Annotated in this window: 5 protein-coding genes; all 5 read left to right on the plus strand. The window is 58.3% G+C overall.

Annotation, left to right across the window (positions count from 1 at the left end; genetic code table 11):
- Window positions 1–655: 655 nt before the first annotated feature.
- On the plus strand, window positions 656–850 hold the full coding sequence (locus HMPREF2935_RS07810; protein WP_070732694.1) for a helix-turn-helix domain-containing protein: 195 nt from the start codon (window positions 656–658) through the stop codon (window positions 848–850).
- A 79-nt stretch (window positions 851–929) separates the two neighbouring features.
- Window positions 930–1,151, plus strand: a complete 222-nt coding sequence (locus HMPREF2935_RS07815) for a hypothetical protein (RefSeq protein WP_070732696.1) — start codon at window positions 930–932, stop codon at window positions 1,149–1,151.
- Entirely contained in the window at window positions 1,130–1,393 is a 264-nt protein-coding gene (locus HMPREF2935_RS07820) for a hypothetical protein (protein WP_070732698.1), read from the plus strand. Before HMPREF2935_RS07815 ends, HMPREF2935_RS07820 begins: the two co-directional genes overlap by 22 nt.
- A gap of 5 nt (window positions 1,394–1,398) precedes the next feature.
- On the plus strand, window positions 1,399–1,590 hold the full coding sequence (locus HMPREF2935_RS07825) for a hypothetical protein (RefSeq protein ID WP_070732700.1): 192 nt from the start codon (window positions 1,399–1,401) through the stop codon (window positions 1,588–1,590).
- Window positions 1,568–2,152: YqaJ viral recombinase family protein (locus HMPREF2935_RS07830; RefSeq protein ID WP_141756041.1), on the plus strand; the 585-nt coding region annotated here is incomplete at its 3' end. The genes HMPREF2935_RS07825 and HMPREF2935_RS07830, both read left to right, overlap by 23 nt.

The raw sequence follows: 2,152 nt of genomic DNA on the forward strand, positions 1-2,152 counted from the left end.
AAAGTGCAGCCGTTCGGTTGTGATTGAGCCTGCTACTAGGAGGATTGGGATCGTGGTGGCGGCGAGAACGAAAAAGTCGTGCATAACTAAGAGATTTTAGCCCGATGGTGTTTGCGGGGGTTCGATTCCTCCGCCGGGTGCTGGGGCCAGCGTGTCCTGTTTATTCGTCACAGTGACGCATTCCGGTAGGGGTGCGGTGTGGGGCGAAGTGTTGATTGGAAACTGAATAGAGAGCCCATCCCGGCAGAAAACGGTAGCCGGGCCGTGTCCTAGTAGGGACTACTTGGTGTAGCGAGCATGTGTCTTAGATTGCGATGACCTATACCGCCGACAGGCAGGAACCTTCCCGCAGCGTAGCGGCCTAGGGGAGAGGCAATACCTACATAAACGGGCACGAAAAATACGACGTCGTGAATGAGTTACTCCCTGGGTGCGAGTCCCAGGCACGGCACTAGGGGTGTCAAAGGGCTATCCAATGTGCGGACACTACGCGGCCTAAAGGTATTAACCCGGCCATTCGTTCGCGGCCTTGGTCTTCCAGCAGGGCCGCGCCGGGCACTGATCAACCTGCACCCCTTCACACATACGAAAAGGACCCCGCAGCCTACCAAGCATGTGCGGGGTCCCAATTCTCGACTCTCGAAAGGAGAACACCATGAATCCTAGCAAACAGGCCCGAACGTACTCTGTGGCCGAAACATCCGAAATCCTTGGGGTAAGTACCCGCTCGCTTTACCGCCATGTGAAAAGCGGTGCGGCTGCGCACTTGCACCCGATCACTGTTGGTGACCGCGTTGTCTTCCCACGCCGCGTCATCGACGCGCTGACTGAACCAGCAGGTGCCGCATGAGCCACCTCAAAGACTACGGGTTAGGGGCCGTGTTTGGTGCCGCACTGTTTCTCGGAATCCTTATCGAAGGAGGCGTGCTATGACCTCCCAGCTTTCGACGACGACGCGTGAGGATCTTCTCGCCGTTGCGCGGGGTAAGCGGATCCGCAATAAGTCCCGCCTGCATGAACTCGAACGCCTCGGGCTCGTGGCTCTGACGACTGTGAACCATGAGCTTCGCGTTCGCGAGATCACCAGCGAGGGCATGGCGGCGCTTACTGCGATGGGGAAGGAGGGGCGATGGATGCCGCGCAAATTCTAAACACGCTGGTGTGGGCGGCGCTTACCCTTGTCTGCTTGCTGAACTTTCTGCTCATCCGCCGCGTATCACGTGATCTTGACGCCCTGTGGGACTACCTCGGGCGACAACACCGAATCATGGCGAACTTGATAGCCCCAAGCGAAGAACCGAGCGCCGAAAAGACGCCGAAGCCTACCGTGCAGGCGGGCCACTTTGACGAGCTTTTAGACAAACTCAACCAGCAGAAAGGCCGCCGCACATGACATGCATGACGCCTATCCGTCTTGAAAGCAAATCCATTTTGGTTGAGGAATTCAACTTTTTGCGCAGCTGTGGCGACCCGGTCGCTGCTTCCATCTTCCACCTCGCCAAGGTCTACGGCCTGACTTATTCGACTGTTGAGACCTACCTCAACCGCAATCGAAAGAAACTTCATTATGACATCACGTATTCTCGCTAGCCCACCCAAGCCCGGCACGCCGGAGTGGGCGAAAATTGTTACCGCGTCGAAAGCGCCGGCGCTGCTCGGCGTCTCGCGTTTCACCTCGCAGTATGCCGCGTGGCACCAGCTCGCCGGTCTGATTGACGTTGACATGATGGACCCGGATCGCGCCGCGTGGGGACACATTGCCGAGGCCTCCCTGGCTGACTGGTGGCTGCATAAGAATCCCGGCTGGCAGTTAAACGTTGCCCGCCGCGGCACGCGGGAAATCGCTTACACCAACGACGATCTCCCATTCCCGAACCTCGCTACTATTGACCGGCGCGCGCTGAACCGCAAGAAGGGAATGAGCAGCCCCGACCGCTTCCACATCGTGGAGTGTAAGACCGCGATGACGCTGGATGATTGGGGCCGCCCGGGTGAGGAAAACGCGGTGCCGGCTGATTATTTCACCCAGGTGCTGTACCAGATGGGTGTGAGCGGTATTCACCAGGCGTCGATTGTGGTGTTGGGGCCTTTCTCGGAGCCGGAGATTCACGAGATTGAATGGCGTGAGGATCTCTTCGCCGCGCTGGTTGAC

This window comes from Corynebacterium sp. HMSC076D02 (genome assembly GCF_001813815.1).
Classification (GTDB): Bacteria; Actinomycetota; Actinomycetes; order Mycobacteriales; family Mycobacteriaceae; genus Corynebacterium; species Corynebacterium simulans.

Excerpts from the sequence above, each read along its gene's own strand:
- HMPREF2935_RS07815 (WP_070732696.1), top strand. The coding sequence starts at position 930 with ATGACCTCCCAGCTTTCGACGACGACGCGTGAGGATCTTCTCGCCGTT.
- HMPREF2935_RS07820 (WP_070732698.1), top strand. The coding sequence starts at position 1,130 with ATGGATGCCGCGCAAATTCTAAACACGCTGGTGTGGGCGGCGCTTACC.
- HMPREF2935_RS07825 (WP_070732700.1), top strand. The coding sequence starts at position 1,399 with ATGACGCCTATCCGTCTTGAAAGCAAATCCATTTTGGTTGAGGAATTC.
- HMPREF2935_RS07810 (WP_070732694.1), top strand. The coding sequence starts at position 656 with ATGAATCCTAGCAAACAGGCCCGAACGTACTCTGTGGCCGAAACATCC.